The sequence below is a fragment of the Mesorhizobium sp. M1348 genome (genome assembly GCF_040317925.1).
Lineage (GTDB): Bacteria > Pseudomonadota > Alphaproteobacteria > Rhizobiales > Rhizobiaceae > Mesorhizobium.
On record NZ_JAMYLH010000001.1, the window covers coordinates 542,501 to 568,932 of the forward strand.

Genomic DNA, 26,432 nt, shown 5'->3' on the forward strand with positions numbered 1-26,432 from the left:
CAATCAAACTCGGAAATAGCTGGTTCTCCGCGAAATCTATTTAGGTAGAGCGTCGACCGAATACCCCAGGGGGTAGAGCACTGGATGGGCTAGGGGTCCTCACCGGATTACCAAACCTAACCAAACTCCGAATACCTGGGAGTAATAGTCGGCAGACACACGGCGGGTGCTAACGTCCGTCGTGAAAAGGGAAACAACCCTGACCTACAGCTAAGGTCCCCAAGTTATGGCTAAGTGGGAAAGGATGTGAGGATCCCAAAACAACCAGGATGTTGGCTTAGAAGCAGCCATCATTTAAAGAAAGCGTAACAGCTCACTGGTCTAAATAAGGGTCTTTGCGCCGAAAATGTAACGGGGCTAAAGCCATACACCGAAGCTTAGGGTTTGCAGCAATGCAAGCGGTAGCGGAGCGTTCTGTAAGCTGATGAAGCCATACCCGTGAGGGGTGGTGGAGGTATCAGAAGTGCGAATGCTGACATGAGTAACGTAAGGGGAGTGAGAGACTCCCCCGCCGAAAGTCCAAGGGTTCCTGCTTAAAGCTAATCTGAGCAGGGTTAGCCGGCCCCTAAGTCGAGGCAGAAATGCGTAGACGATGGGAACCACGTTAATATTCGTGGGCCTGGAGGAAGTGACGGATCATTGAGGTAGTCCAATCTTATCGGATTGAAAGGGCTGCTGCGTGGTTCCAGGAAATAGCTCCTCCTTATAGACCGTACCCGAAACCGACACTGGTGGACTGGTAGAGTATACCAAGGCGCTTGAGAGAACTATGCTGAAGGAACTCGGCAAATTGCACGCGTAACTTCGGAAGAAGCGTGACCCTTTCATGCGCAAGCATGGGAGGGTGGCACAGACCAGGGGGTAGCGACTGTTTATCAAAAACACAGGGCTCTGCGAAGTCGCAAGACGACGTATAGGGTCTGACGCCTGCCCGGTGCTGGAAGGTTAAGAGGAGGGGTGCAAGCTCTGAATCGAAGCCCCAGTAAACGGCGGCCGTAACTATAACGGTCCTAAGGTAGCGAAATTCCTTGTCGGGTAAGTTCCGACCTGCACGAATGGCGTAACGACTTCCCCGCTGTCTCCAGCATAGACTCAGTGAAATTGAATTCCCCGTGAAGATGCGGGGTTCCTGCGGTTAGACGGAAAGACCCCGTGCACCTTTACTATAGCTTTACATTGGCATTCGTAGTGGCATGTGTAGGATAGGTGGTAGGCTTTGAAACCTGGGCGCCAGCTCAGGTGGAGCCACCCTTGAAATACCACCCTTATCACTATGGATGTCTAACCGCGGCCCGTTATCCGGGTCCGGGACAATGTATGGTGGGTAGTTTGACTGGGGCGGTCGCCTCCTAAAGAGTAACGGAGGCGCGCGATGGTGGGCTCAGAACGGTCGGAAATCGTTCGCTGAGTGCAATGGCATAAGCCTGCCTGACTGCGAGACTGACAAGTCGAGCAGAGACGAAAGTCGGTCATAGTGATCCGGTGGTCCCGCGTGGAAGGGCCATCGCTCAACGGATAAAAGGTACGCCGGGGATAACAGGCTGATGACCCCCAAGAGTCCATATCGACGGGGTTGTTTGGCACCTCGATGTCGACTCATCGCATCCTGGGGCTGGAGCAGGTCCCAAGGGTATGGCTGTTCGCCATTTAAAGCGGTACGTGAGTTGGGTTCAGAACGTCGTGAGACAGTTCGGTCCCTATCTGCCGTGGGTGTAGGAATATTGAAAGGATCTGTCCCTAGTACGAGAGGACCGGGATGGACGGATCTCTGGTGGACCTGTTGTGGCGCCAGCCGCATAGCAGGGTAGCTATATCCGGACGGGATAACCGCTGAAGGCATCTAAGCGGGAAACCCACCTTAAAACGAGTATTCCCTGAGAACCGTGGAAGACGACCACGTTGATAGGCCGGGTGTGGAAGAGCGGCAACGCTTGAAGCTTACCGGTACTAATAGTTCGATCGGCTTGATCGTTCTCATTCCTAATGCCCATCGTGAACACGATGGATGGCACCGAAAGCAGCTTCTCGAGCAACGTGCGTTTTGCCGACCTGGTGGTTATGGCGGAGCGGCTGCACCCGATCCCATTCCGAACTCGGCCGTGAAACGCTCCAGCGCTGATGGTACTTCGTCTCAAGACGCGGGAGAGTAGGTCGCTGCCAGGTCTGCCAAGCGCACGTTGTTTAATCTTCTCCTTACGAACAGGCCCGCCAACGGGACTCCGGGCCGCGCAAGCGGCCCTTTCATTTGGCGGAAGCTTGAATTCGGTGAGCCAAGGCTTACCTTTAGGGTTGACGCGGGGTGGAGCAGCCCGGTAGCTCGTCAGGCTCATAACCTGAAGGTCACAGGTTCAAATCCTGTCCCCGCAACCAAAAACGAAAACGGCCCGCCTTGTGCGGGCCGTTTTCGTTTTGATACCACCCCTGCACAAAATGCATCGAACCCCGGTAGCCCTACGGCGCCGGGTTTTTGTTTTGGGGCGTGCTGCCAAACACCGGAGAGCACCGCGGGCGGGACGGAGTTTCACGTCCTCGCCGGCACCCGAATGTGCTGCATGGATACAGCTCTCTTCTCGTCGATCCATCCTGATTTTGCAGACGCACACGAGGCCGCCAACCGATGGACCTATCCTTTTGCGTGCTGCAAGGGCGATCCTGAGGATGGAGACCGCCAAAGAATTCCTTACGCTGCAGTGAAGACTCGACCGAACGGCTTCGTGGTAACTCTCTACCCCGGCGACCACCACCGGATCACCACGGAGGAAGACGTGAACTGCTTTTTCGCTCCTCCTGAAGGAGTTTGATTTCTAAAGCGGAAGGTCCGGAAGGGGTCGATAGTGTTGAAACCCCATCGGTTATCCGCCAATAACGGACAGAATCGAGTTCGCGCCAAAAGCTCAAGAGCCACGCGGCAACGAACTATTCCGGCGGCTTGATGCGGAAGATCGAGTTGCCGGAGATCCATAGCGAACCATCTCCATAACGGATACCGTCGCCTAGGTACACTCCGAATGGGCGCTTGAACTTGCCACTGAACGAGTTCGTATTCGGGTCAATGCGAATGACCGGGACGAGTATCGTTGATACCCAGACAAAGCCGCCTCCGGCTGCTATATCTCCGCCCTTTCCGGCGGCGTCAGCCTCGATGGTGGCGAGAAGCTCACCGGTTTTGCCATCGATCCGCTGGACGGTTCCGTCGCCCTGATTGAGGACCCAGATCGATCCTTCGCCGGACGTCAGGAACCGCGGCTCTGGGTTGAGAGCAGTTGTCGTAACGATCTGATTCGTTTTCGGATCGACACGGTACAATTCACTGTTCGCAGTTCCTGTAACCCAGACGGACCCGAAGTCTGCGACTACGCCGGAGCTGGCAGATGGCAGCGGTACCTTCGCGACCTCGTTCCCAGTCTGAGCATCATAGCGAGCCAGGATCTGGCCATTGCTACCGGTGACGGCCCATACGGCACCTTCACCGACTCCGATGCTACCTTCGCTGTCGAATAGGAGGGACGGTATTTGCAGGACGATTTTGTTTGCGTGCGGGTCTACCTTGTAGATTGTCTTGCTGCCGACATCCGGCACCCAGACGGCGCCCTCGCCGACGGAAATCCCGCGGTAACTGCCGACAGCCCCCTCAATGGGAATGTCGGCAACAGAGTTGTCGTCTGGATTGATCCGAACAAGCTTACGGCCACTCATCATCCAGAGAGAGTCAAAACCGAAGGCTAAGAAATCGCTGCCACGCTCTATTGTCGCTTCTATGAGCACCTCAGGGGTTTTTCGGGAGCTGCCGGAGTTGCCCAAGCCGAAGCTGCTATCGAAAAAGCGATTGCGTATGTTGCTGTTTGGATTCCCATTTGCCCCTCCATCAGGGGAATTCCACCTCGCCGTACTGGCTCTGGTCATTCCAAGTGGCGGCCAACCGCAAGCCCCCCTGGCATCACGGCTACGATGGTTGTGTTCAAGCGTCTTTCGCTTGGTGCGGCCGGCTAGCTAGATCATATACTTTGGACGGCAGCACCGGAAGCCGAAACGCTCCGAGGCCTTGCGGAGGGATCCGACAGCATCCAGCTCTCAGGCGCCAGGAGTTTCGAACTCTTTCGGTTTGGAAAGACGCTCCTTCTTGGAAATGAGCATACGTCGCACGCCCTTAGCCAGGCCACTCGGCGGCTGGTTCATAGTACACGTACCGACATCGCCGCTGCTGAAATGAGTGTAAGAAGTACGCGAGAGAGAAGCTCAGCATTTCTTGTCGGTATCTCTTCAGCCGCGCAGTTCCCGATGAGGATCATGGCGCCGATCGCTACCGTGCTTTCAGCCCGGCTTAACGGGCTTACCAAAGGCAGGCCCTCCTTGCTTCTTCTCGCCACCGCTCATCCCTTCCTTTTGAGAGCGAGCGGTGGCTCCAGACGAAGCAGGCGGTGAAGAATTCGGGAGACTTCCGAACGGCGGGAGGAGGGGACTTGTAAACTTCTTTAGGAATCAAGTGGTTACATGGTATAAGAAAACGTGCGTTGGCCACGAATCAGGCGCACAAACTCGCACAAATCTTCGCACAAATATTATGACTACCGATCTTTTGATTTAAATTTCAATTACTTAAGTAATTGGCTGTCCGACTCATAACCTGAAGGTCACGGGTTCAAATCCTGTCCCCGCAACCAAATACGAAAACGGCCCGCCTTGTGCGGGCCGTTTTCGTTTTGATATCGAACCCCGGTAGCCCTACGGCGCCGGGGTTTTTGTTTTGGGGCGTGCTGCCAAACACCGGAGCAGCGCGCGCGGGGACGGAATTCCACAATCTCGCCGACACCTGAATGTGCTGCATGGATGCGGCTCTAGCCGGCATCCCGGTTGGTCAAGGCGATGTGGCAGCAACCGGAACCGTGGCCCGGCGTCCAGGTGACGTTGTCGAAGCGCACTCCGGTGGCCTCGAACAGGCCACGGTCGAAGGCGCCGGCGATGCGGCAGAGCGTGGCGAGCTTCTCGTTGCCGACGCCGGCTTCGACCCAAGCGTCCTTCAGCGGACAGCGCCTGACCTTGAAGGCGATGCGGTCCGGACCGCGTTCGACGTCGGTCGGATAGATGCGGCCGCCATCCGGGCTGACGGCGAGGAACGCCTCGCCGATTGCCGGCGCGTCGTTCGGACCGAAATCGGCGAAGGCCGCCGCCGCAACCTCCTTGCCGCGCCGATCGATGGTGCGGATCATGATCGCCTCAGCCCTTTCCGCGCCAACTTCCGCGGTTAGCTCGTCGAGCAACAGACGATAGAGATCGGCGCGGTTGCGGAAGGCGGAATCGAGTTCGCGCGACAGTTTTTCGGCTCGGGCTTCGGCGTGGGTCATGATGCGTCCTGTTCGATCCTTGACAGTCTCGGCGCTGCCGCCACCAGCGCCTTGCCGACCGCGGATTGCGGCGCGTCGATGACGGTGCGGGCATCGCCGCTCTCGGCAATCCGCCCGGCGTCCAGAATGGCGATGCGGTGGGCGATGGCACGGACGACACCGAGATCGTGCGAAATGAACAGATAGGCGATGCGCTCCTCGCGTTGAAGGTCGAGCAGCAGCCGCAGGATCTGCGCGCGCACCGAAACGTCGAGCGCCGACACGGCCTCGTCGAGCACGACCAGCGACGGTTTCGTGGCGATGGCGCGGGCGATTGCAACGCGCTGGCGCTGACCGCCGGAGATTTCGTGAATGGCGCGGCCGGCGAGACCGGTGCTGAGGCCGACGCGTTCCAGCAGAGCTGCAATACGGCGCGGGCGCTCGGCACGAGAGGCGATATGATGAATGCGCAAGGGGTCGTCGAGCACACGCGCCACCGTGGCGCGCGGGTTCAAGGCGGCGAGCGGATCCTGAAACACCATCTGCAGACGAGCGCGCCGGTCGCGCAAGGCAGCGCCGTTCAGCGACAGGAGGTCGCTGCCTTCAAATTCGACCTGGCCAGCGTCGGCTTCGATGAGCCGCAGTATGAGCCGAGCTATCGTCGACTTGCCGCTGCCGGAAGGTCCGGCCAGCGCCAGCGTCTCGCCGGGTTCGATGTGGAAGGAAACGTCGTCGACCGCGGCGATGGTCTTGCCGCCGCGACCGTATCGTTTGGTCAGGCCGGAAACGGCCAGCAGAGGACTGGTCATGTTCGCTGCAGCAGCGGCTCGGCGTCTAGGCCGAGATTGGCGTCGAGCAGCGCCCTTGTGTATGCGTGACGCGGCGCACTGACGATTTGGGCGGTCGAACCGAGCTCGAGCAGCTCGCCGTGCCGGAACACCGCGATGCGCTCTGCAAGCTCGGCGGCCAGCGCGATGTCGTGGCTGACGAACAGCAGCGTCATGCCGTCCTCGGACACTAGTCGCCGGATCAACCCGACGATCTCGGCCTGCACGATGGTGTCCAGCGCGCTGGTCGCCTCGTCGGCGATCAGCAGTTTCGGCCCGGCCGCAATCGCGGCGGCGATCGCCACGCGCTGCTTCTGGCCGCCGGAGAGCTTATGTGGGTAGGCCCTCAGGGCGGCATCGGGATCGGGCAGACGGACGCGTTCGAGCAGGGTTTTCGCCCTGGCGTAGGATTGCGACCAGCCGAGGCCGAGATGCGTGTAGGCGACCTCAGCGATCTGCATGCCGATTGGCATCACCGGGTCGAGGCTGGCGGATGGATCCTGGAAGATGAAGCCGACGTCACGGCCGCCGATTGGAGCATGGTCGCGAAGACTTGCAGGTTGACGCAAGAGCCAATCGATGCGGCCTTCGATCCTGGCGGTGGCCGGCAGCAGCCCGGCAATGGCCAGCGCCAGCGTGCTCTTGCCCGAACCGCTTTCACCGATGATGGCAAAGCGCTCGCCGGCCGTGATGTCGAAGCCGACATTCTTCAGCGTCGCCACCTCGGCGCCGTCGCGGCGATAGGTCACCGTCAGATTGCGGATCGAAGCAAGCGCCGTCACGACAGGCTCCTCCTCATCGCCGTGGTCTCGACGACGCCTTCGCCGGCGAGATAGACGCCGAGCACGGTTAGCACGAGCGCTACGCCCGGAATGATCGACAGGAAGGGCGCGGTGCGCAGCACGGCGCGGCCTTCGGCGATCATGCCGCCCCAGGTAACGCGGTTGGGGTCGCCGAGGCCGAGAAAGGACAATGCCGCTTCGGTGAGAATCGCCGCGGCGACGATCACCGACGACAAAGCCAATACCGGCGGCAATGCGTTGGGCAGCACCTCGCGAAAGGCGATCTCCAGCGGATGCATGCCGATGACGCGGGCGCCGGCAACAAAATCGCGCTCGCGGATCGACAGCACTTCGGCCCGCGCCACGCGTGCCGGTCCGGTCCAGGCGCCCAGTGCGATCGCCGCGACGACGACGCCGAGCGACGGCCCGACGATGCTGACGAAAGCCAAAGCCAGCAGGAAGGCTGGGACGGTCTGGAAAGCGTCGGTGATGCGCATCAGCACCTCGTCGACAAGGCCGCCGGCAAAGCCGGCCACCGTGCCGATCACGGCGCCCACGGCAAGGGCGGCGGCGGCTGTTGCCAGCCCGACCGCCAGCGAGGTGCGGGCGCCGTGGAAAAGCTCGGCAAGTACGTCACGGCCGAGGCGGTCGGTGCCCAGTGGCAGCGACCAGTCCTGGAATGGCGGCAGCAATGCCGGCCCGGCAATCGCCTGCGGATCGCCGGGAAAGAGCAAGGGCGCGGCGAGCGCCACGGCGAACAGCGCCACCAGAATGACCGCCCCGGCGACTGCTTCCGGGGTCCGGAGAAAGCGGCGAAGCGGGCTCACGCGCCGGCCTCACTGGCCCCGACGCGCGGATCGAGGAAGGCGTAGGCGATGTCGACGAGAAGGTTGATGATGACGACCAGAACGGCGCTGACGAGAATGATGCCGAGCAGCAACGGCGTGTCGCGCGCGGCCACCGCTTCCTGCGCCAGCCGGCCAAGGCCTGGCACGGAAAAGACGCTTTCGATGACGACGCTGCCGCCCAGCATTTGCGCGGACTGCAGGCCGAGCATGGTGACCAGCGGCAACAGCGCGTTACGGGCGATGTGAGCGAGCACGATGCGGCGACGGGAAAGTCCCCTGGCGCGGGCGGCCAGCACAAAATCCTGTCGCCACACCTCGGCCATACCGGCGCGCATCATGCGCAGATAGAGCGCGAGATAAATGAAGCCGAGCGCCGAAACCGGCAGGACGAGGTGGCGGGCGATATCGGCGGCGCGATCGAGGCCGGTCCTGGCCGAGGCGATACTCTCGATGCCGCCGATCGGCAACCAGCGCAGGTCGACGGCAAAGACGACGATCAACACAAGCCCCAGCCAGAAACCCGGCACGGCATAGAGCGCCAGCGAACCTACGGACAGGAAGCGGTCGCGAAAGCTGCCGGGCCTGGCGCCGGCATAGATGCCGAGCACCGAGCCGAGACCGAAGGAGAGCGCGGTGGCGCTGCCCATCAACAGCAGCGTGTTGGGCAGGCGCTCGAGCATGATATCGCGGATCGGCCGCGAAAAGGTGACCGATTGGCCGAGATCGAGATGCAGCAGCGCCCAGAGGTAGTTGGCCAGTCGCGTCAGCTCGGATTGGTCGAGGCCCCAGCGATGGCGCAGCAGTTCGATCATGCCGGCGTCGCCGCCGGTCGACACGATATAGGCATCGACCGCGTCGCCGGGAGCGGCTTCGAGCAACAGGAAGGTGCCGATGACGACAATCAGCAGCACGAAGATGCTGCCGACGAGACGGCGGCGAAGGAGGATGAGAGCGCGGCTCATGGCGGCGCCGGGTGCTTGGCGATGCGCCGATCAAGAGAAATGCCGCGCCTGAGCACCTCCCTCTGTCCTGCCCTCTTTGCCACAACTTGGCATCTCCCCCTCAAGGGGGGAGATCGGTAGTCACTCGCCGTGGCGCCAATCGCAAACATCGTTGACGGAAGGGCCAGCGTCAAAGCAAACCAATCTCCCCCCTTGAGGGGGAGATGTCCGGCAGGACAGAGGGGGGTATCGTCGAGCACGGACATTACCAACTTCACCTATTGGCGAAGGTCAATCTCAATCTACCCGCAGCTTACCCCTCCAGCCAGGTGTCCGCCCAGTTCGATACCGCCCAGCGCGGGTTGTTGGCGATGTTCTTGACCGTGTCACGTGCGACGCTGATGAAGCTCCATTCGGCGACGTTGATCAGTGGCAGGTCGGCGGCGACTTTTCTTTGGAACTCCTTGTAGAGTTCGGTGCGGGCGGCGGTGTCGAGCGTCTCCGATGCCTTGGCGATCAGGGCGTCGAGATCGACGTTCTTGTAGCCACCCTGGTTGGAGAAGGGCACGCCGTCGGGAATGCCGCTCTGCACCAGGATGGTGGTCGAGATCGCCGGATCGCCGCGGAACACCGGCGGCCCGACCGCAAGGTCGAAGGCGTGGTCGGTGTAAACAGCCTTGATATGCGCGGCCGAGTCGTTGTTGACCAGCTGGGCGTCGATGCCGATGGCGGCGAGCGCCTGGCGCAGATAGTCGCCGAACTGCTTGGTCTCGTTGAAATAGGGCGCCGGCAGCAGTTTCAGCGAAAAGCGCTTGCCGTCATCGCCTCGGCTGTAGCCGGCCTCGTCAAGCAAGGCGTTGGCCTTGGCGACGTCGAAGGCGTAGGTCGGCACGTCGGCGGTGTAGAACTGCGGGTCGTTTTTCGGCACCGGGCCAGTGGCGGTCGCGGCATAGCCAAGGAATACCGTCTTGACGACGAAATCCTTGTCGATGGCGTGAGCGATCGCCTGGCGTACTTTCAGGTCGGCCAGCTCCTTGCGGCGATGATTGATCTCGACGACGAGCTGATAGGTCAGCCCTTCATAACCCTTGGTGATCACCTTGAGACCGGGCACTTTGGAGATGCGGTCGAGATCGGCCAGGGGCACGGCGGAGAAGGCGGCGAGCTGGATCTCTTCGGCTTCCAGGGCGCTGGCCGCCGACGTGCGGTCCGGCAGCACCTGATAGATGATCTCGTCGAGATAGGGCTCGTCCTTGCCCCAATAGTCGGTGTTCTTCTCCAGCCGGTAATATTCGCCGGGCTTGTATTCGGCAAATTTGAACGGTCCGGTGCCGACCGGGGCGTTGTTGGCCGGGTTGTCCTCGATCTTTCCGGTCTCGTAGATGTGCTTGGGCACCACGCTGCTCAGCGCCGGCAAGGCGTTGCGGATCAGCTGGAACGGGGTCGGCTTGGCGAATTTGAACACGGCGGTGACTTCGTCCGGCGTGTCGACTGCCTCCAGATCCTTGAACACGGTGCGGCCGAGATTCTGCAGCGGCTTCCAGACCTGCAGCGCCGAGAAGGCGACATCGGCTGAGGTGAAGGGCTTGCCGTCATGCCATTTGACGCCCTCGCGCAGTTTGAACGTCACCGACAGGCCGTCGGCGGCACCTTCCCAGCTGAGCGCCAGCCGTGGCTCGAGCCCGTCCTTGCCGCCGAAGGAGGCCTCGGCCAAGGTTTCCACGATCTTGCTCGAAATGAAGAAGACGCCGTTCGAGGCGACAATCGCCGGATTGAGATTGCGCGGCTCGGAATCAGCGGCGACAACCAGTCGTCCGCCCTTTCTCGGCGTCTGCGCCGAGCCGATCGTCGGCATGGCGGTAGAGGCCAGCAGCAATGCCGAACCGGCCAGCATCGTACGTCTGGAAATGGTGAACTCTGGCATGATCGAACTCCGTCCTCTCCGCGGACCCGGCCGGGTCCGCCGTACCCCTCGGACGCTCGTAAGCATCCTGCAAAGCTGATTATGGGCCTTGTCCGGGGTTTCGCCAGAGACGGAATTGGCGCATCCCCACGTGGCTTTGAAATTTCCGTCCGCTGGACCAGTTATACAGAAACGGTTCGATGCGCGGTTCTGGCAAGACCAGACTGGAGTAAAGTGCAGCAGGTGGAGCAGCTTTTGGGGCTGGTTCGCCCGTTCTGGCTGGACCAGATCGGGCAAAATGATGCAGATTTAAGCATAGCCGAGGATCAGAGCCGGAAAAGCCGGTGCCGGCGAGCGGCCGGCTAAGGGATTTCAGGGAGAGAGACATGAACATTGCCCCAGGCAAGAATGCCGTCGGCAGCGTGCCGTTCGACCAGGCCAGGGTGGACGGGCTGATGGAGGAAGCCGGCATCGACGTGCTGCTCGCCACCTCCAAGCACAACACGCAATATCTGCTTGGCGGCTACAAGTTCATCTTCTTCGCCGCCATGGATGCAATCGGCCACAGCCGTTATCTGCCTGTCGTCGTCTATGAGAAAGGCGGGCCGGAGCATGCCGCCTATATCGGCAACCGCATGGAGGGCGGCGAGCACCAGAACCATCCGTTCTGGACGCCGACACTGCATGCCGCCTGCTGGGGTACGCTCGATGCCGCCAATCTGGCGGTCGAGCATTTGCGAAAGATCGGCAAAGACAATGCCCGCATCGGCATCGAGCCCGCCTTCTTGCCGTCCGACGCCTATATGCTGATCCGCAAGGCGCTGCCGGATGCCAAGCTGATCGACGCGACTGATATGCTGGAGCGCATGCGGGCAATCAAAACCGAGGCGGAGCTGGAGAAGCTGCGCATCGCCTCCGAGCTGATCACCGATTCTATGCTGGCGACCATTGGCTGGGCACGCGAAGGCACGACGAAGAGCGAGATCATCGAACAGCTTAGGCGCGAGGAAACCAATCGCGGCGCGCATTTCGAATATTGCCTGCTGACGCTAGGCTCCAGTCACAACCGTGCCGCCTCGCCGCAGGCGTGGAAGAAGGGCGAGGTGATGTCGATCGACTCCGGCGGCAACTACCACGGCTATATCGGCGACCTCTGCCGCATGGGCGTGCTGGGTGAGCCTGACGCCGAACTCGAGGATCTACTAGCCGAGATCGAGACAGTGCAGCAGGCGGCCTTCTCCAAGGTCAAGGCGGGCACGCTGGGCGGTGACATGATTTCTCATGCCGAAGGCGTGCTGAAGAAATCCAAGGTTGCGGCCTACACTGATTTCTTCGCGCATGGCATGGGGCTGATCACGCATGAAGCGCCGTTCCTGATGACCAACCATCCGGTGACCTATGAAGGCACCTATGCCGCAAAGCCGCTGGAGAAAAACATGGTGCTTTCGGTTGAGACGACCATGCTCCACCCGACGCGCGGCTTCATCAAGCTGGAGGATACGGTGGCGGTGATCGATGCCGGTTACGTCATGTTCGGCGATCGGGGCAGGAGCTGGAACAGGGGCGGGGGTTAGGCGCTTCTATCTCACTTCCCGCCCGGCGGGATCAACCCGAAATCCGGCAACTCCCGCAAGGCCAGCTCCGGCCCGGCCGGCGAGTAAACGACGAAAAGCTGCATCGGCCCGTCGCCGGTATTGAGCGTCGAATGGAAGCGGCTTTCCGGCACATAGATGGTGCAGCCGGGGCCGACCTTCTCGACGACCGGGTTGCCCTTCTCGTCTTCAACCATCTGCTCGCCATTGCCTGAGATGACAAAGATGATCTCCTCGGCACCCGGATGGTTATGACGCGTATGGCCCTTGCCTGACGGCAGGTCGACGACACCACCGGAAAATCGCTTTGCGCCGTTCACTTCGGGAGCGACCGTCAGCGACAGCCTGCCCCAGTCGAAGCCGAAGGCGCTGACATCTTTTGGGTATACGAATACCTTGCTGTTGTCGGTCATCGTCCCACCCTTCTTTTTGCTGGTCTCTACGCAGCGCCGAACGTGACGGCCTTGAAATCCGCCGTCTGCCTGGCGATCGAGGCTTCCGCCGGCAGCCGCTCCATCGAACTGGCGCCATAGAACCCGTGCAGGCCCTTGCAGCGCTCCAGAATATATCTGGCGTCGTCCGGCATCGAGATCGGCCCGCCATGGCAAAGCAGGATTATATCCTCGCGCACTGAGCGTGCCGCTTTGGCGATGGCGTCGATCTCGCTGACACAGTCGTCCAGCGATTTAGCCGATGTCGCGCCGATCGAGCCGCCGGTGGTCACCCCCATATGGGCGACGACGATGTCGGCGCCGGCTTTTGTCATGGCGCGCGCCTCATCGGGGTTGAAGACATAGGGCGTGGTCAACAGGTCGAGTTTGTGCGCTTCGGCAATCATGTCGACCTCGAGCCCGAAGCCCATGCCGGTTTCTTCAAAACTCTGCCGCATCTGGCCGTCGAACAGTCCGATGGTCGGAAAGTTCTGCACGCCGGAAAAGCCCATCGTCTTCAACTCGGCCAAAAGCAGCGGCATGATGACGAAGGGATCGGTGCCGTTGACGCCGGCCAGCACCGGCGTCTTCTTCACTACCGGCAGCACTTCGTAGGCCATTTCCTTGACGATCTCGTTGGCGTTGCCATAGGCGAGCAGGCCGGCGGCCGAGCCGCGCCCGGCCATGCGGTAGCGGCCGGAATTGTAGATGATGATCAGGTCGATGCCGCCGGCTTCCTCTGCCTTGGCCGACAGGCCGGTGCCGGCACCGCCGCCGACGATCGGAACGCCGTCCGCGATCATCTTACGGAATTTCTCCAGGATTTTCTTGCGCGGTATGGCGGTCATGTCTTGGTGTCTCACTGTCTGGCGATGTCGAGGAAGGCCGTTGTGGCAGCCCAGGCGAATTCGGGGTCGTTGATGTGCAGCGGCAGGCGCAGCACGCTCCGCGTTTTGGCGGGTTTGATGGTACGCTCGATCGCCTCGAACAAAGCTGCATCGGCTTCAGGGTCGAAGAAGGCGCCGCCTTCGATGTCGAGCGCCGACACGCCTTTCTCCGGAATGAGGAAACGGACCGGACCCTGGCAGAGGCTCAGCCTTGTACCGATCCATTCGCCGATCGTTCTGCTTTCGTCGGCAGTGGTGCGCATCAGTGTGACGTTTGGATTGTGCTCATAGAACAGCCGGCCGCGATAGCGTTCCGGAATTGTCGGCGGCGCCCAGAAATTGACCATGTCGAGCGCGCCGACCGAGCCGACATAAGGCAGCCCGGTGCGGGCGATGGCACCAAATCGATCTTCGGTCGCCGGCAGCACGCCGCCAAACAGCAAGTCGCAGACTTCGGTCGTTGTGATGTCGATGACGCCGGACAACAGGCCGCTGTCGGCCAATTTTTCCATGGTGCGGCCGCCGGTTCCGGTGGCATGAAAGACCATGCAGTCATAGGTGGAACGAAGCTCATCGGCGATCGCGGTCACGCATGGCGTGGTGACGCCGAACATGGTCAGGCCGATCGAGGGTCTGCCGTCGGCCGGCGGCGCCGGCTTTGCCGCCATGCCTGATATCGCCTGGGCGGCATTGTGCAGCACGACACGCGAAAGCCGGTTGAGGCCGGCCATGTCGGTCACCGACGGCATCATGACGATGTCGGAGACGTCGACGTAAGGCGCGGTGTCGCCGGAGGCCAAGGTCGAAACCATGATCTTGGGCAGACCGAGCGGCAGCGTGCGCATGCCTGCAGTGATGATCGAGGTGCCGCCGCCGCCGCCGATGCCGATAATCCCGGCAATATCGCCGCGCGATTGAACAAACCGGGCAAAGGCGGTGGTCATCGCCGCCACCGCGGTGCCGCGATCGTCGATGCCGAGCACGGCACCGCGACCCTCGGGATGGTGGCTGGCGACCTCGCCTGCCGAAACATCGACCGGCACGGTCGCGCCGCGTGTTCCGATGTCGACGCGGACAATCGAAGCGCCGGTAGCCGCGACCGCATCGGACAGAAATGCGAGTTCCTCACCCTTGGTGTCGGCGGTGCCCACCACATAGATGCGCTTCATCGCGTTTCCCCGGTCTTGGGCGTGCTCGGCGCTGCCGCCCCTTTGCCCGGCCGTTCGACGGGCGAAGGGCCATTGCAATTTTTTGAGACGCGCGTATCGTATTGACATGGATGTCTCACGTCAACAAGCGACAGTGAACGACGACGCCGGCCAAGGGCCGAACCCGCGGGTAGAGCGCGGGGCCCGCGCGCGCACCAGGCGTCTCATGCTGGAGACGGCGACAAAGCTGATGCAGGCGGGCGCCACGCCCTCCGTCAGCGAGGTGGCGGAGGCAGCGGAAGTCTCCCGCGCCACCGCCTATCGGTATTTTCCGAGCCAGGCGGCGCTGGTGCAGGCGGTGGTCGATGAGGGGCTTGGGCCGATCCTTACCTGGAAATCGAGCTCTGCCGATCCCGAGCGCCGGGTCGCCGAGCTGTTCGAGACCGCCATGCCGCGCATCGAGGTCTTCGAAGCGACGTTCAAGGCGGCGCTCAAACTGTCGCTCGACCAGTGGGCGCAGCGACAGGCAGGCACGCTTGACGGCGAACCTGCCTTCACGCGCGGCCATCGCGTCGATCTTTTGAAAGATGCGATCGCGCCACTCAAAGGCCGGTTGCCGCCGCGCGAATTCAAGCGGCTCGCGCAGGCGCTGTCATTGATCTTCGGTGTTGAGATGCTGATCGTATTGAAGGATATATGGGGATTGGATAGCCGCAGTATGATGTCGGTTGCGCAATGGGCGGCCGGCGCTCTGGTGCGCGCGGCTATGACCGAATCGATGATTGAAGGAGATGGGATCGCGCCGACGTCGGCCGCTAGATAACGCCAATCTGGTTCGACCAGATTTTCAACCTGACTATTCATACTACTAGCGATGCAGCGGCCCAAGCAAGGCATTCATGTATCAAGGAGTAGGAAAATTCAGAGAAAACAGGCAGATATCGCAGAAACCAACTTGTCTGCGTGTCCGCCACCGTCCAAGAAAGGGCTTGACGTTCGTCTGAAATTGGTAATACCAGATCAGGGCAAATAAAGCGGATCAAAGGGTGAAGGCTAAGATCCGTTTCGGTCGAACGAGGAGGCTCAAAAACCGGAACGGTGCCGTCACGGGAGGACTACCAGGGCCGGCCTCGCCGCCGGCTCGCATGACGCGGTAGAATGCGCACAAGGGAGGAAATCATTATGCGCAAGACAATGACCAGCTTGCTTGCTGGTATCGGCCTAGTGCTCGCCTGCGGAACGTCCGTCTACGCGCAGGAAAAGGAACTTACAATCTTCTGGGCGGAATGGGATCCGGCCAATTACCTGCAGGAACTCGGCAACGAGTACGAGAAGGAAACCGGCGTCAAGATCACGGTGGAAACCACACCGTGGCCCGACTTCCAGACCAAGGCCTTCACCGAGTTCAACGCCCATGGCGACGCCTATGATATGGTCGTCGGCGACTCGCAATGGCTCGGTGCCGGCTCGACCGGTGGCCACTATGTCGACCTGACCGACTTCTTCAATAAGCACAAGGTCGGCGACGTGATGGCACCGGCGACGGTGAAGTACTACGCCGAATATCCGGGCGGCAGCAGCAAGTACTGGGCCATTCCACTTGAAGGCGACGCCGTCGGCTGGTCCTACCGCAAGGACTGGTTCGAGGATCCGAAGGAAAAGGAAGCCTTCAAGGCCAAGTATGGCTACGATCTCGACGTGCCGAAGGATTTCAAGGCGCTGCGCGACATCGCCGAGTTCTTCTACCGGCCGGACCAGAAAAAATACGGCATCGCCATCTACACCGACAATTCGTATGACGCGATGGCGATGGGCTTCGAAAACGCGCTGTTTTCCTTTGGCGGCGAGCTGGGTGATTATAAGACCTACAAGGTCGACGGCTTCATCAACTCCGACAAGGCGATCGCGGCGCTCGACGCCTACAAGGAACTCTACAAGTTCACGCCTCCGGGCTGGGCCAAGTCGTTCTTCGTCGAGGACAACCAGGCGATCACTGAAAACCTGGCCGCGATGAGCATGAACTACTTCGCGTTCTTCCCCTCGCTGATCAACGAGGCGTCGAACCCGAATGCCAAGAACACCGGTTTCTTCGCCAATCCTCCCGGCCCGAACGGCGACCAGTTCGCCGCACTCGGCGGTCAGGGCATCTCCATCGTTTCATACTCGCAGAAGCAGGAAGAGGCGACGAAGTTCCTGGAATGGTTCATCAAGGACGAGACCCAGAAGAAATGGGCAGCGCTTGGCGGCTACACCTGCAGTGCCGCCGTGCTCAAGTCGCCCGAATTCCAGAACGCCACGCCCTACAACAAGGCGTTCTACGAGACCATGTTCAAGGTCAAGGACTTCTGGGCGGTTCCGGAATATGCGGAACTGCTGCAGCAGCTCAACCAGCGCATCTATCCCTACATGATCGGCGGCGAAGGCACCGCCAAGGAGACGCTGGACGCACTGGCAGCCGACTGGAACGCGACCTTCAAGAAATACGGCCGCGGCCAATAAGTTTGAAGTTTCACGGAGGGGGCGTTCGTGCCTCCTCCGTTTCTTTTTCTGATTTTTGAACCGGGAGCAGGGTCTTGGCGACCACGATGATCACCACGCTGGACAGGTCTTCGCGGGCCGCCGCTCGCGGTCTAAGCGACATTTCGATCCGCAATCTCTTCATCATCCCGACGATCCTGTTTCTGATCGTCTTCAACATCTTCCCGCTGATCTATTCGCTGGGCTATTCGTTCACCGATTTCCGCGCCTCGACCAGCGCGGCGGCGAATTTCGTCGGGCTGCAAAACTATCGCGACCTGCTCAGCGATCCCTATGTCTGGTCCAACTTCGCCATCACCGCAAAATACGTCATCATCTCGGTCGCCGGCCAGCTGCTCGTCGGCTTCGGCGTGGCCATGCTGCTCAACCGCGACATTCCGCTCAAGGGCCTGCTGACGACGCTCCTGTTGTTGCCGATGATGCTGTCGATGGCCGTCGTCGGCCTGTTCTGGAAGCTGCTCTACGATCCGTCCTTCGGCATCATCAATTATGCGCTGGGCCTCGGCACCTTCGAATGGCTGTCGGATCCGAAAATGGCGCTCTATGCGGTCGCGCTGACCGACATCTGGATGTGGTCGCCCTTCGTCATGCTGTTGTCGCTGGCCGGCCTGTCGGCCGTGCCCAAGCATCTCTACGAGGCAGCCGCGATCGACAGGGCCGGGCCGTTCTACACCTTCTTCCGCATAACGCTGCCGCTGGTTGCGCCGATCCTGATGATCGCGGTCATCTTCCGCACCATGGAGGCGTTCAAGACCTTCGACCTCGCCTACATCCTGACCAGCCAGCCGACGGCCGAGCTGATCTCGATCCGGCTCTACAAGATGGCGTTCCAGGAATGGCAGACCGGGCGTTCCTGCGCGCTCGCCTACATCGTGCTGATCATGGTGCTGGCGATCACCAACATCTATGTCAAATACCTCAACAAGGTGAAGGAGCGCTGAGATGGCCGCAGTCCGCACTTCTTCCGAAATCAGCTTCAACCGGGTCGCTATCGTCGCTGTTCTGCTGGTGACGATCATCTTCCTGGCGCCGATCTACTGGATCGCCTCGACGGCGTTCAAGCCGCGCAACCTCGCCACCACCATTCCGCCGACGGTGGTTTTCCAGCCGGAGATATCGCCCTTCGTCAAGTTGTTCACCAAGCGTTCGCAGCTGCGCAGTCCGCCGTCGCCGGAGGAGTACGCGGCCGCGCCGTGGTGGGAGCGCGTCGTCTTCAATGGCGGCGAAAAGATCGTGCGCGACGGCAAGGGCCAGGTGCAGTGGTCGGGCTATCCGAGCCGTTTCATGAACTCGCTGATCGTTGCCATAACCTCGACCGTCCTGGCCGTCGGCATGGGCACCTTCACCGCCTATGGGTTCTCGCGCTTCAAGGTAAAAGGCGAGGCGGACCTACTGTTCTTCATCCTGTCGACACGCATGCTGCCGCCGGTGGTCGTCGCCATTCCGATGTTCCTGATGTACCGGGCGGTCGGCCTCAACGATTCCCATATCGGCCTGATCATCCTTTACACTGCCTTCAACCTGTCCTTCTCGGTGTGGCTGATGAAAGGCTTCATGGACGAGATCCCCAAGGAGTATGAGGAGGCGGCCCTCGTCGACGGCTATACGCGCATGGAGGCCTTCTTCAAGATCGTGCTGCCCGAGGCCGCCACCGGCATCGCCGCCACCGCCGTGTTCTGCTTTATCACGGCGTGGAACGAATATGCCTTCGCACTGATCATGACCAGCCGCCGTGCCCAGACAGCACCGCCCTTCATCCCCAGCCAGGTCGGTTCCGGCCTGCCGGACTGGACGGTGATTGCCGCCGGAACCTTCCTGTTCCTGCTGCCGGTGGCGATCTTCACCTTCCTGCTCCGCAACCATCTGCTGCGCGGCATGTCGTTTGGAGCGATCCGCAAATGAGCTTTCGTGCCATCAACCAGAAATATCTCGAACCAGGCTCTCAAGTGCTGATGGTGCTCGGTATCATCGCGCTCTGCCAGCCGTGGAACATGCTGCTGCACAGCTATGGCGTGACCATCATCCTGATCGGCCTGATCGGCTTCAACATCACCTCCAAGATCGCGCCGGAGGAGAAGGCCAGCACCGGGCAAGGGGCAAATCCGGGGGCACAGCATTGACCCAGATCGAGCTTCGCGGCGTCCAGAAATATTTCGGCGCCGTCCAGGTCATCAAGGACCTCAACCTGAAGATCGACGATAACGAGTTCATCGTGCTGCTCGGCCAGTCGGGCTGCGGCAAGACGACGACGCTCAGGGCGATTGCCGGGCTGGAGACGATCGACGGCGGCGACATCCTCATCGACGGCAAGCCGGTCCAGCACCTCAAGGCCGCCGACCGTGACATCGCCATGGTCTTCCAGTCGTTCTCGCTCTATCCGCATATGAGCGTCTATGAGAACATCGCCTTTCCGCTGAGAGCGACGCGCAAGAGCAAGGCCGAGATCGACAGCGAGGTGCGCTCGGTCGCCAAGACGCTGCAGATCAGCGATCTCCTCGCCAAGAAGCCGTCGGCGCTGTCGGGCGGCGACATGCAGCGCGTGGCGATCGGCCGAGCCTTGGTGCGGCGGCCGAAGGCGATGCTGATGGACGAGCCGATCGGGGCGCTCGATGCCAAGCTGCGCGAGGAGATGCGGGCCGAGATCAAGCGGCTGCACATCAAGCAGGGCTCGACCAGCATCTACGTTACCCACGACCAGATCGAGGCGATGAGCCTCGCCGACCGCATCGTCATCATGCATGAAGGTGTGCTGCAGCAGGTCGGCTCGCCGGACGAGGTCTATTCGCATCCAGCGAATCTTTTCGTCGCGCAGTTTGTCGGCAGCCCGGTGATGAACGTCGCCGACGCTTCGGTGACCGAGAAAGCCTCATCGGCCTCGGTCACGGTCGGCGATGCGGCCGCCGGTTTCGAATTCCCGCGCGCCTTGCTGTCGAAGCTCAACGGCCATGCCGGCAGCCAACTCGCGCTCGGCATCCGGCCGGAAGGCGTCCTCGTCCGCCGCGAAGCCGCCGAGGGATTCTTGCCGGTGGAGACGCAGATCGTCGAGCCGCTCGGGTCCTTCGACATCGTCGACCTCAAGGTCGGCTCCAAGATGCTGCGTGCGCGCACCAAGAGCGGCTTTATCGGCGGCCCCGGCGAAAGGGTCTTCGTCAGAATCGATCCCAGCCAGGCGCATTTCTTCGACACGGCGAGCGGCAAATCGCTGGGAGTGAGACTCTGATGGCCCACATCCAGCTCAAGAACATCTCGAAGAAGTTCGGCAACCACACCGCCTTGACCGGGCTTGATCTCGACATCGCCGATGGCGAGTTCTTCGTCCTGCTTGGCGAGACCGGCGCCGGCAAGACGACGACGCTGCGCATGATTGCCGGCCTGGAAAAACCGAGCGAAGGTCAGGTCTTCATCGACGGCGTCGATGTCGCAGACTGGGGTGCGGCCGAGCGCGACGTGGCGCTGGTGTTGCAGCAATATTCGCTTTATCCGCGCTATACGGTGCGCGAAAACCTCGAATTTCCGCTGAAGCCGAAGATCCGCCGGCTGCCCGATGCCGAGATCAAGGATCGTGTCGACCGCGCCGCCAGGACGCTGCGGATCGAGCATCTGCTCGACCGCAAGACCGACAGGCTTTCAGGCGGCGAGATGCAGCGCGTCTCGATCGGTCGCGCCATCGTGCGCAAGCCGCGGGTATTCCTGATGGACGAGCCGTTGTCGGCGCTCGACGCCAAGTTGCGCGAGGCGCTACGCACCGAATTGAAGAACCTGCAGATGCAGCTTGGCGCCACCTTCCTGTTCGTGACGCACGATCAGATCGAGGCGATGTCGATGGGGGACAAGGTCGGCGTGCTCAACCATGGCCGCATCGTCCAGACCGGCACGCCGTACGAGATCTACAACAATCCGCGCGACACCTACGTGGCGAGCTTCGTCGGCTCGCCGCCGATGAATCTCATCGACGGCAAGCTTGTCAACGGACGTGCGGTGATGGCGCCGCTCAATTTCGAATTGCCGTTTGCGGGGGGTGCCAAGACTCCGGGGGGTGCCAAGACGGGCGCGGCGACCGACGGTCGCCCGCTCGTCTTCGGTATTCGTCCCGAGGACGTCTATCTCGAGACCGGCGCGCCGGTCGAGGCGCGGGTCCATGACGTCGAGAACCATGGCGTCGAGAAGATCCTGACGCTGCGGGTCGGCGACGCCATGCTGCGCGCCACCGTGCCGGCCAGGACCGACGTCCAGATAGAGCAGCCGGTGCGCTTTGCCTGGAACCCGGACAAGGTGGTGCTGTTCGACAAGGGCAGCGGAATAAGCCTGCGTCACGCCAGCTAAATGCCCTGGGCCATCCGCATCCCCCGTACGGGGGATGCGGATGCTCCGATTTGTCGAGTAGGCTGATCCTTCGGTCCCAAAAAGGGATTTGCACGCCCAATTTGGAGACCCAAATACGGAGGGTTGGCTATGGGAAATCTGTTACGCAGTTTTGCGACGATCCTGCTTGTCGCCGGTATGGGATTGTCGGCCGCGCATCTGGGCGAGGCGCAGGCAGCCAAGAAAGTTGTCGCCGGCGCGCAGGTCGACGCCAAGAAGATCAAGGACCTCAGCGGCGCGGTCAATCTGTCCACCAGTGACTGCAAACTGTTGTTGAGCGGTACCGTCGTCGAAGTCTCGGATGGCAGGTGCGGGGCTTCCGGCAAATATTGCAAGAGTAGCGCCGGCTCGGCCTGCATCACCGAGCAATAACCCGGCCAATGTTTAGCCGGCCTGGCGGATCTCCGCCTGTTCCTCGGCCCGAAAATGGCTGGGCGGCGATCCGATGACCCGCTTGAAGGCGCGGCTGAAGGAGGCGTCGGATTCGTAGCCGAGGCGCGCCGCGACGACGGAAATCTTGAGCCGGTCACGGACCAGCCATTGCCTCGCCTGGTGCATCCGCACCTGCGTGACGTACTTTGCCGGTGTTTCGCCGACAATGGTCGCGAAGCGCTCGGCGAAACCTGATCGCGAGGCACCCATCATCTTCGCCAGAGCCTCCACCGTCCAGTCGCGGTTCGGTTCGAGATGGATTGCGGCCAGCACCCGGCCGATCTCGCGGTCCCTGACCGCCGCGATCCATCCGGAAGAGTCGCCGCAGCCGCGCTCGACCCATGAGCGGATGACGGTTGCGGCAAGCACATCGGCCAGCCGCGCCAGGATGCCGCCGGAGCCGACGCGTTCCATCGTCACCTCGCGGGCCATCGCCTCCAGCAAATGCGGGATACCTGGCTCATAGACCTCCAACTCATGTGCGCGCATCACGTCCGGCATCATGCCGAGCAAGGGGTGCAAGCCATCGAGATTGAAATACATGCTGCCGAAAAACAGCAAGGTGCCCGGACGGCAGCCGGGCACGCCGTCATTCGACATGCAATAGACATCCTTGCAGATTTCCTCGACCTCATAGCCGTGGATCGGCGCCGCCTCGATACCCGGCTCACTCGCCAGCGTGTGGGCTGAACCGCGTGGCAACAAGGCAGCGTCGCCCGCCTTGAGTTCCACCCATTCGCCGGACGGTTGCAGCAACCAGCAGCCTTTGCGGCCGATGAAATGAAACCGTGCCGCCGCCTGAGCCGGAAAATGGATGCCCCAAGGTTCCTTCATCTCGCAACGGCCGTAATCGACACCTTCGAGACGCAATCCGCGCAATATGTCCGTCAGCGGATCGCCGGTGAGGGGAATTTTGGACGAACTGTCAAACATAATGGTGTTTCTAGCATGGAAACTCCAGCTAGTCACTCCCTATGTTGCATTGCAGCTAGATGCTGCGCTGCAACAGACCGGAGATCCCTCATGACCGAACCCGCGACAGGCGTCATGGACGCCGTTCTCGACCCATCGGAAACCGGCGAACGGTCCGAACCGGCATGGGGGGCGGTGGTCTCCCTGGCGCTCGGAGTCTTCGGCCTGGTGACCGCGGAATTCCTGCCCGCCAGCCTGCTGACGCCGCTTGCGCAGGATCTCGGCATCACCGAAGGCGCCGCCGGGCAGGCGGTAACGGCCACCGCCGTCATTGGCGCGATCGCGGCGCCGACCATGGCCATTGTCACCAAGCGGCTGGACCGCAGGCTGGTCATGTGGGCGCTGACGGTGCTGCTTGTGCTGTCAAACCTGGTGGCCGCGTTTGCATCGTCGCTTCCCGTTCTTCTGATCGCCCGCATCATGCTCGGGATCAGTCTTGGCGGCTTCTGGTCGATGTCGGCAGCCATGGCGATGCGGCTCGTTCCGATGCGGCTGATGCCGCGTGCCATGTCGATCATCCTCACCGGCGTCTCGGTGGCGACGGTCTGTGCGGCTCCGGTCGGCGCCCATGTCGGCGACATCTGGGGATGGCGGACAGCGTTCATGATCGCTGCCGTGGTCGGCGCGCTGGCGCTGCTGGTGCAGGTGGCTACCATTCCGAAGCTGCCGCCGGCAGGTACGGCAGGTTTTCGCACGCTGCTGGAGGTGATGAAGCGGCCGATGATCAGGGTGGCACTGCTGGTGGTGTTGCTGGTCGCCTCGGGACACTTTGCCGGCTTCACTTATGTCCGCCCGTTTCTCGAGAAGGTGCCCACGCTGGACATCGAGACGATCTCGCTTGTGCTGCTCGCCTACGGCATTGGTGGCTTTTTCGGCAATTTCGCCGGCGGCTTTATCGCCGAACGCAGCCTCAAGGCAGCCGTCAGCCTGGCGCCTCTGCTGATCGCGTTTTCGGCGGTGTTGCTGCTGGTGGTCGGAGCCTCACCCGTGGTGGCTGCAATAGCAGTGGCCAGCTGGGGCTTTGCCTTCGGCGCGGTGCCGGTCGGGCTGCAGACCTGGCTGGTGCGGGCCGCCCCCGATCAGGCGGAAAGCGCCGGCGGGCTGATGGTTATGACATTTCAGGTCGCCATCGCGTTGGGCGCCGTCTTCGGCGGCCTGCTGGTCGACAATGCCGGCGTTGCCAGCGCCTTCGCCTATTGCGCGGCGGCGACGTTGCTTGCCGCCCTGGCGGCGTTCTTCCTTGGCCCGAAGCCGATCGACGATCCCAAGGCCTAAACTGAACGGCCGTCGAAGTCGAAGACCGGCACGGCGGCGACGTCCAACGCCTCGATGCAATGAATATTGATATAGGCACTTCGCCCGCTCCCTTCGCCGACATCCTCGGCGAAGGGGTGAATGCCGCAGCTGCGGCAGAAGCGGTGGGCGATGACATGGTTGCCGAAGCTGTAGCGGCCGAGATCATCGCCCCAGGCAAGTACCCGCATGCTCTCATGCGGCACTGCCCATAGCAGTGCACTCTTGCGCGAGCAGATCGAGCAATTGCACCGAACGGCTCCGGTCAACTCGCCTTCGACCTCGAACGCGACCTTGCCGCAGTGGCAGCTGCCTTGGTAGAGCATCGGGCCTTCCTCCTTCGGTTCGACAGGTGCAAATCCGACCGTGCCGGGCTATGTCTCCTGCGGCCAGCTAGTGGCTGCTACCTTAAGACGTTGCAAGTGGGCGGAGTCCGACACCGAAAAATGCAATCAGCCCGTGATCGCCTCGAAGCAATTCTTTCGCGTCTTGCCGCTCGCGTGGGCGATGAGAGCGTTTTCGTAAAGCTCTACCCGGAAGCCGCACGGGCGGCGGCGGACGCCGCCGATGCGCGGCGAAAAGCCGGCGTCACACTCGGGCTGCTCGATGGGGCGACCGTCTCGATCAAGGATCTGTTCGATGTCGCCGGCGAGCCGACCACGGCGGGCTCTCTGCTGCTCGCCACCGCAGCGCCGGCGCTGCGGGATGCCATTGTCGTGCGACGGCTGCGCCAGGCCGGTGCAGTCATCCTCGGCAAGACCAACATGACCGAGTTCGCCTTCACTGCGATCGGCGTCAACCCACATTACGGTACGCCCGGCAATGCAAGCGATGCCAGCCGTATCCCGGGCGGCTCGTCCTCAGGCGCCGCGGTTTCGGTCGGCGAAGGTACCAGCGAAATCTCCATCGGTTCCGATACCGGCGGTTCGGTACGCATTCCGGCATCGTTGAATGGCGTCGTCGGTTTCAAGCCGACGGCGCGGCGCGTGCCGCTCGCGGGTGCGTTTCCGCTGTCGGCCACGCTGGACTCGATCGGTCCGCTGGCCCGCACCGTCGCCGAATGTGCGGCGGCCGATGCAGTGATGTCGGGCGAAAACCTGGCGGCATTGTTGCCGCTGCCGCTGGACGGCCTGCGCATCGGTATTGCGCGCGGCGTGCTGTTCGATGATACGCAGGAAGAGGTCGCGACGACGTTCGACCGGTGTCTGCGCAAGATGGAGCTTAGCGGCGCACGGCTTGCGGAACTGTCGATCGACGACCTGCTTGCCGATCTGCGCGCGGCAACCAAGCGCGCGTCGATCGCGGCGATGGAAGGGGCGGAGATCCATGCCGACCGGCTGGCGACCGGAGTGGCGACGCCGGTCGACCCGCGGGTAAGCGGACCATTGTCGCGCGCCGCCGCCATTCCGGCCACGGTCTATATCAGGGCAATGCGCTGCCGCACGGCGCTGGCCGCCGCAATGGACGACCGACTGGCAGCGGTCGACGCGCTGGCCCTGCCGACCACGCCGGTGACGGCGCCGACGATCGTCTCGATGACCGACGACGAGGCTCTGTGGAACAGGACGGAAGGCCTTCTGCTGCGCAACACGCAGGTCGCCAACCAGTTCGATCTGTCAGCCATCTCGCTGCCGATGCCGGGAATGACGCGCCCGGCCGGGCTGATGCTGGTGGCGCGCAATGGCCATGACCACCACCTGCTGCGCATCGCAGCGGGCGTGGAGGCGCTGCTTGCAAATTGATCCGATAGCGCGTGTCAGCGCGACGAGCAGTGGCCGCGTTCGCTGTCCTTGGCGGCGCGTTCGATGCTGGTGGCAATCAGCCAAGGCAGGGTGTACCGCTTGCCGTTAAAGGTCCGGGTGCGGTTCTCGATCGATCCGACAACAACGACCTTGCCGGCATAGAGTTTGTCCGAAAGATCCAGCGCCTTGTCTCGCTGCGGTAGGCGATCGATGTCGATCGAAACACCTTTGATAAGCTTACCAGTAGCGAGGTCGAGTGCGCTGTTCGATGGACAGGGTGCCGCCACGCAGCGCAAGCCGTTGTCGCAGAACACGTAGCTGCCCTGTCCGTTGGCGAAGGCTTGCGCCGTCGCCACGCAGAAGCCGGCGGTCAGCAGGAATTTTGTGACGTGTGCCATGCCGGTACCGTCGCC

At 61.8% G+C, this 26,432-nt stretch carries 25 protein-coding genes, 1 tRNA gene and 2 rRNA genes (1 of these 28 cut by a window edge); 15 read left to right on the top strand and 13 right to left on the bottom strand.

All coding sequences use genetic code 11. The features are described 5' to 3' along the window. The 4 genes from NKH13_RS02740 to NKH13_RS02755 form a co-directional block, all read left to right on the top strand. Positions 1–1,972: ribosomal RNA gene (locus tag NKH13_RS02740) — 23S ribosomal RNA — on the top strand (it extends 827 nt beyond the left edge of the window). Positions 1,973–2,048: 76 nt separating this feature from the next. After that, positions 2,049–2,163, top strand: a 5S ribosomal RNA gene (rrf, locus tag NKH13_RS02745). Between the two features lie 130 nt (positions 2,164–2,293). After that, positions 2,294–2,370 (top strand) — tRNA-Met (locus NKH13_RS02750). 182 nt (positions 2,371–2,552) lie between these two features. Continuing rightward, positions 2,553–2,801, top strand: coding sequence for a hypothetical protein (locus tag NKH13_RS02755; protein WP_352910492.1), 249 nt, complete (start codon positions 2,553–2,555; stop codon positions 2,799–2,801). 115 nt (positions 2,802–2,916) lie between these two features. Here the strand turns inward: NKH13_RS02755 and NKH13_RS02760 are convergent, their stop codons facing one another. The 7 genes from NKH13_RS02760 to NKH13_RS02790 form a co-directional block, all read right to left on the bottom strand. Next, complete coding sequence (locus tag NKH13_RS02760; protein ID WP_352910494.1) at positions 2,917–3,801, bottom strand: Vgb family protein; 885 nt, start codon at positions 3,799–3,801, stop codon at positions 2,917–2,919. A 1,034-nt stretch (positions 3,802–4,835) separates the two neighbouring features. Next, positions 4,836–5,342: an L-2-amino-thiazoline-4-carboxylic acid hydrolase gene (locus NKH13_RS02765; protein ID WP_352910496.1), complete on the bottom strand. Its 507-nt coding sequence runs from the start codon at positions 5,340–5,342 to the stop codon at positions 4,836–4,838. Next, entirely contained in the window at positions 5,339–6,130 is a 792-nt protein-coding gene (locus tag NKH13_RS02770; RefSeq protein ID WP_352910497.1) for an ATP-binding cassette domain-containing protein, read from the bottom strand. The genes NKH13_RS02765 and NKH13_RS02770 overlap by 4 nt, the downstream gene beginning before the upstream one ends. Beyond that, positions 6,127–6,930, bottom strand: a complete 804-nt coding sequence (locus NKH13_RS02775) for an ABC transporter ATP-binding protein (protein WP_352910499.1) — start codon at positions 6,928–6,930, stop codon at positions 6,127–6,129. Before NKH13_RS02775 ends, NKH13_RS02770 begins: the two co-directional genes overlap by 4 nt. After that, positions 6,927–7,757 (bottom strand): ABC transporter permease, encoded by an 831-nt coding sequence (locus NKH13_RS02780; protein ID WP_352910502.1) that lies wholly within the window; start codon positions 7,755–7,757, stop codon positions 6,927–6,929. Before NKH13_RS02780 ends, NKH13_RS02775 begins: the two co-directional genes overlap by 4 nt. Then, positions 7,754–8,740: an ABC transporter permease gene (locus NKH13_RS02785; RefSeq protein ID WP_352910504.1), complete on the bottom strand. Its 987-nt coding sequence runs from the start codon at positions 8,738–8,740 to the stop codon at positions 7,754–7,756. The genes NKH13_RS02780 and NKH13_RS02785 overlap by 4 nt, the downstream gene beginning before the upstream one ends. 292 nt (positions 8,741–9,032) lie before the next feature. After that, on the bottom strand, positions 9,033–10,643 hold the full coding sequence (locus NKH13_RS02790) for an ABC transporter substrate-binding protein (RefSeq protein ID WP_352910506.1): 1,611 nt from the start codon (positions 10,641–10,643) through the stop codon (positions 9,033–9,035). A 365-nt stretch (positions 10,644–11,008) separates the two neighbouring features. Between NKH13_RS02790 and NKH13_RS02795 the strand changes: the two genes are divergently transcribed. Then, complete coding sequence (locus NKH13_RS02795) at positions 11,009–12,196, top strand: M24 family metallopeptidase (protein ID WP_352714077.1); 1,188 nt, start codon at positions 11,009–11,011, stop codon at positions 12,194–12,196. Positions 12,197–12,207: 11 nt separating this feature from the next. Here NKH13_RS02795 and NKH13_RS02800 read toward each other — a convergent pair whose 3' ends face one another. Genes NKH13_RS02800 through NKH13_RS02810 form a run of 3 tightly spaced genes read right to left on the bottom strand, consistent with a single transcriptional unit; the run spans position 12,208 to position 14,701 of the window. Then, the gene (locus NKH13_RS02800; RefSeq protein WP_352714076.1) at positions 12,208–12,627 is read right to left on the bottom strand and encodes a cupin domain-containing protein; all 420 of its coding nucleotides are present in this window, start codon (positions 12,625–12,627) and stop codon (positions 12,208–12,210) included. Between the two features lie 26 nt (positions 12,628–12,653). After that, complete coding sequence (locus tag NKH13_RS02805) at positions 12,654–13,493, bottom strand: phosphoenolpyruvate hydrolase family protein (RefSeq protein ID WP_352714075.1); 840 nt, start codon at positions 13,491–13,493, stop codon at positions 12,654–12,656. Between the two features lie 11 nt (positions 13,494–13,504). Continuing rightward, entirely contained in the window at positions 13,505–14,701 is a 1,197-nt protein-coding gene (locus NKH13_RS02810) for a Tm-1-like ATP-binding domain-containing protein (RefSeq protein ID WP_352714073.1), read from the bottom strand. 106 nt (positions 14,702–14,807) lie between these two features. On the opposite strand from NKH13_RS02810, the gene NKH13_RS02815 reads away from it, so the two are divergent. The 8 genes from NKH13_RS02815 (at position 14,808) to NKH13_RS02850 (ending at position 21,952) form a co-directional block, all read left to right on the top strand. Further along, positions 14,808–15,503, top strand: a complete 696-nt coding sequence (locus NKH13_RS02815; RefSeq protein ID WP_352714071.1) for a TetR/AcrR family transcriptional regulator — start codon at positions 14,808–14,810, stop codon at positions 15,501–15,503. A 359-nt stretch (positions 15,504–15,862) separates the two neighbouring features. Next, positions 15,863–17,179, top strand: coding sequence for an ABC transporter substrate-binding protein (locus tag NKH13_RS02820; RefSeq protein WP_023722314.1), 1,317 nt, complete (start codon positions 15,863–15,865; stop codon positions 17,177–17,179). Positions 17,180–17,253: 74 nt separating this feature from the next. Further along, a complete protein-coding gene (locus NKH13_RS02825) occupies positions 17,254–18,159 on the top strand; it encodes a carbohydrate ABC transporter permease (protein WP_023722315.1) in 906 nt (301 codons plus the stop codon). Between the two features lies 1 nt (position 18,160). Next, complete coding sequence (locus tag NKH13_RS02830; RefSeq protein ID WP_352714069.1) at positions 18,161–19,120, top strand: carbohydrate ABC transporter permease; 960 nt, start codon at positions 18,161–18,163, stop codon at positions 19,118–19,120. Continuing rightward, the gene (locus NKH13_RS02835) at positions 19,117–19,338 is read left to right on the top strand and encodes a hypothetical protein (RefSeq protein ID WP_352714068.1); all 222 of its coding nucleotides are present in this window, start codon (positions 19,117–19,119) and stop codon (positions 19,336–19,338) included. The genes NKH13_RS02830 and NKH13_RS02835 overlap by 4 nt, the downstream gene beginning before the upstream one ends. Continuing rightward, positions 19,335–20,438 (top strand): ABC transporter ATP-binding protein, encoded by a 1,104-nt coding sequence (locus NKH13_RS02840; RefSeq protein ID WP_352714066.1) that lies wholly within the window; start codon positions 19,335–19,337, stop codon positions 20,436–20,438. Before NKH13_RS02835 ends, NKH13_RS02840 begins: the two co-directional genes overlap by 4 nt. Next, positions 20,438–21,541 (top strand): ABC transporter ATP-binding protein, encoded by a 1,104-nt coding sequence (locus NKH13_RS02845; RefSeq protein WP_352714064.1) that lies wholly within the window; start codon positions 20,438–20,440, stop codon positions 21,539–21,541. Before NKH13_RS02840 ends, NKH13_RS02845 begins: the two co-directional genes overlap by 1 nt. A gap of 129 nt (positions 21,542–21,670) precedes the next feature. Then, positions 21,671–21,952 carry a hypothetical protein gene (locus NKH13_RS02850; protein ID WP_352714061.1) on the top strand — a complete coding sequence of 94 codons (282 nt, stop codon included), beginning with the start codon at positions 21,671–21,673 and terminating at the stop codon, positions 21,950–21,952. 12 nt (positions 21,953–21,964) lie between these two features. On the opposite strand, the gene NKH13_RS02855 is transcribed toward NKH13_RS02850, so the two are convergent. Continuing rightward, entirely contained in the window at positions 21,965–22,945 is a 981-nt protein-coding gene (locus NKH13_RS02855) for an AraC family transcriptional regulator (RefSeq protein ID WP_352518055.1), read from the bottom strand. A gap of 90 nt (positions 22,946–23,035) precedes the next feature. Here NKH13_RS02855 and NKH13_RS02860 point away from each other — a divergent pair, with 90 nt between their 5' ends. Then, positions 23,036–24,259 carry an MFS transporter gene (locus tag NKH13_RS02860; RefSeq protein ID WP_352910512.1) on the top strand — a complete coding sequence of 408 codons (1,224 nt, stop codon included), beginning with the start codon at positions 23,036–23,038 and terminating at the stop codon, positions 24,257–24,259. Here the strand turns inward: NKH13_RS02860 and NKH13_RS02865 are convergent. Continuing rightward, positions 24,256–24,603 carry a GFA family protein gene (locus NKH13_RS02865; RefSeq protein WP_352714055.1) on the bottom strand — a complete coding sequence of 116 codons (348 nt, stop codon included), beginning with the start codon at positions 24,601–24,603 and terminating at the stop codon, positions 24,256–24,258. The two genes, NKH13_RS02860 and NKH13_RS02865, sit on opposite strands and share 4 nt — an antisense overlap. A 120-nt stretch (positions 24,604–24,723) precedes the next feature. On the opposite strand from NKH13_RS02865, the gene NKH13_RS02870 reads away from it, so the two are divergent. Continuing rightward, on the top strand, positions 24,724–26,019 hold the full coding sequence (locus NKH13_RS02870; protein WP_352714050.1) for an amidase: 1,296 nt from the start codon (positions 24,724–24,726) through the stop codon (positions 26,017–26,019). Between the two features lie 14 nt (positions 26,020–26,033). On the opposite strand, the gene NKH13_RS02875 is transcribed toward NKH13_RS02870, so the two are convergent. After that, complete coding sequence (locus NKH13_RS02875) at positions 26,034–26,417, bottom strand: hypothetical protein (protein WP_352714048.1); 384 nt, start codon at positions 26,415–26,417, stop codon at positions 26,034–26,036. Positions 26,418–26,432 lie beyond the last annotated feature (15 nt).

What these genes read in the sequence shown, in the direction of transcription:
- NKH13_RS02755 (WP_352910492.1), top strand. Translation starts at nt 2,553, where the DNA reads ATGGATACAGCTCTCTTCTCGTCGATCCATCCTGATTTTGCAGACGCA.
- NKH13_RS02765 (WP_352910496.1), bottom strand. Translation starts at nt 5,342, where the DNA reads ATGACCCACGCCGAAGCCCGAGCCGAAAAACTGTCGCGCGAACTCGAT.
- NKH13_RS02770 (WP_352910497.1), bottom strand. Translation starts at nt 6,130, where the DNA reads ATGACCAGTCCTCTGCTGGCCGTTTCCGGCCTGACCAAACGATACGGT.
- NKH13_RS02785 (WP_352910504.1), bottom strand. Translation starts at nt 8,740, where the DNA reads ATGAGCCGCGCTCTCATCCTCCTTCGCCGCCGTCTCGTCGGCAGCATC.
- NKH13_RS02790 (WP_352910506.1), bottom strand. Translation starts at nt 10,643, where the DNA reads ATGCCAGAGTTCACCATTTCCAGACGTACGATGCTGGCCGGTTCGGCA.
- NKH13_RS02795 (WP_352714077.1), top strand. Translation starts at nt 11,009, where the DNA reads ATGAACATTGCCCCAGGCAAGAATGCCGTCGGCAGCGTGCCGTTCGAC.
- NKH13_RS02800 (WP_352714076.1), bottom strand. Translation starts at nt 12,627, where the DNA reads ATGACCGACAACAGCAAGGTATTCGTATACCCAAAAGATGTCAGCGCC.
- NKH13_RS02805 (WP_352714075.1), bottom strand. Translation starts at nt 13,493, where the DNA reads ATGACCGCCATACCGCGCAAGAAAATCCTGGAGAAATTCCGTAAGATG.
- NKH13_RS02810 (WP_352714073.1), bottom strand. Translation starts at nt 14,701, where the DNA reads ATGAAGCGCATCTATGTGGTGGGCACCGCCGACACCAAGGGTGAGGAA.
- NKH13_RS02815 (WP_352714071.1), top strand. Translation starts at nt 14,808, where the DNA reads ATGGATGTCTCACGTCAACAAGCGACAGTGAACGACGACGCCGGCCAA.
- NKH13_RS02820 (WP_023722314.1), top strand. Translation starts at nt 15,863, where the DNA reads ATGCGCAAGACAATGACCAGCTTGCTTGCTGGTATCGGCCTAGTGCTC.
- NKH13_RS02830 (WP_352714069.1), top strand. Translation starts at nt 18,161, where the DNA reads ATGGCCGCAGTCCGCACTTCTTCCGAAATCAGCTTCAACCGGGTCGCT.
- NKH13_RS02835 (WP_352714068.1), top strand. Translation starts at nt 19,117, where the DNA reads ATGAGCTTTCGTGCCATCAACCAGAAATATCTCGAACCAGGCTCTCAA.
- NKH13_RS02845 (WP_352714064.1), top strand. Translation starts at nt 20,438, where the DNA reads ATGGCCCACATCCAGCTCAAGAACATCTCGAAGAAGTTCGGCAACCAC.
- NKH13_RS02850 (WP_352714061.1), top strand. Translation starts at nt 21,671, where the DNA reads ATGGGAAATCTGTTACGCAGTTTTGCGACGATCCTGCTTGTCGCCGGT.
- NKH13_RS02855 (WP_352518055.1), bottom strand. Translation starts at nt 22,945, where the DNA reads ATGTTTGACAGTTCGTCCAAAATTCCCCTCACCGGCGATCCGCTGACG.
- NKH13_RS02860 (WP_352910512.1), top strand. Translation starts at nt 23,036, where the DNA reads ATGACCGAACCCGCGACAGGCGTCATGGACGCCGTTCTCGACCCATCG.
- NKH13_RS02865 (WP_352714055.1), bottom strand. Translation starts at nt 24,603, where the DNA reads ATGCTCTACCAAGGCAGCTGCCACTGCGGCAAGGTCGCGTTCGAGGTC.
- NKH13_RS02870 (WP_352714050.1), top strand. Translation starts at nt 24,724, where the DNA reads ATGCAATCAGCCCGTGATCGCCTCGAAGCAATTCTTTCGCGTCTTGCC.
- NKH13_RS02875 (WP_352714048.1), bottom strand. Translation starts at nt 26,417, where the DNA reads ATGGCACACGTCACAAAATTCCTGCTGACCGCCGGCTTCTGCGTGGCG.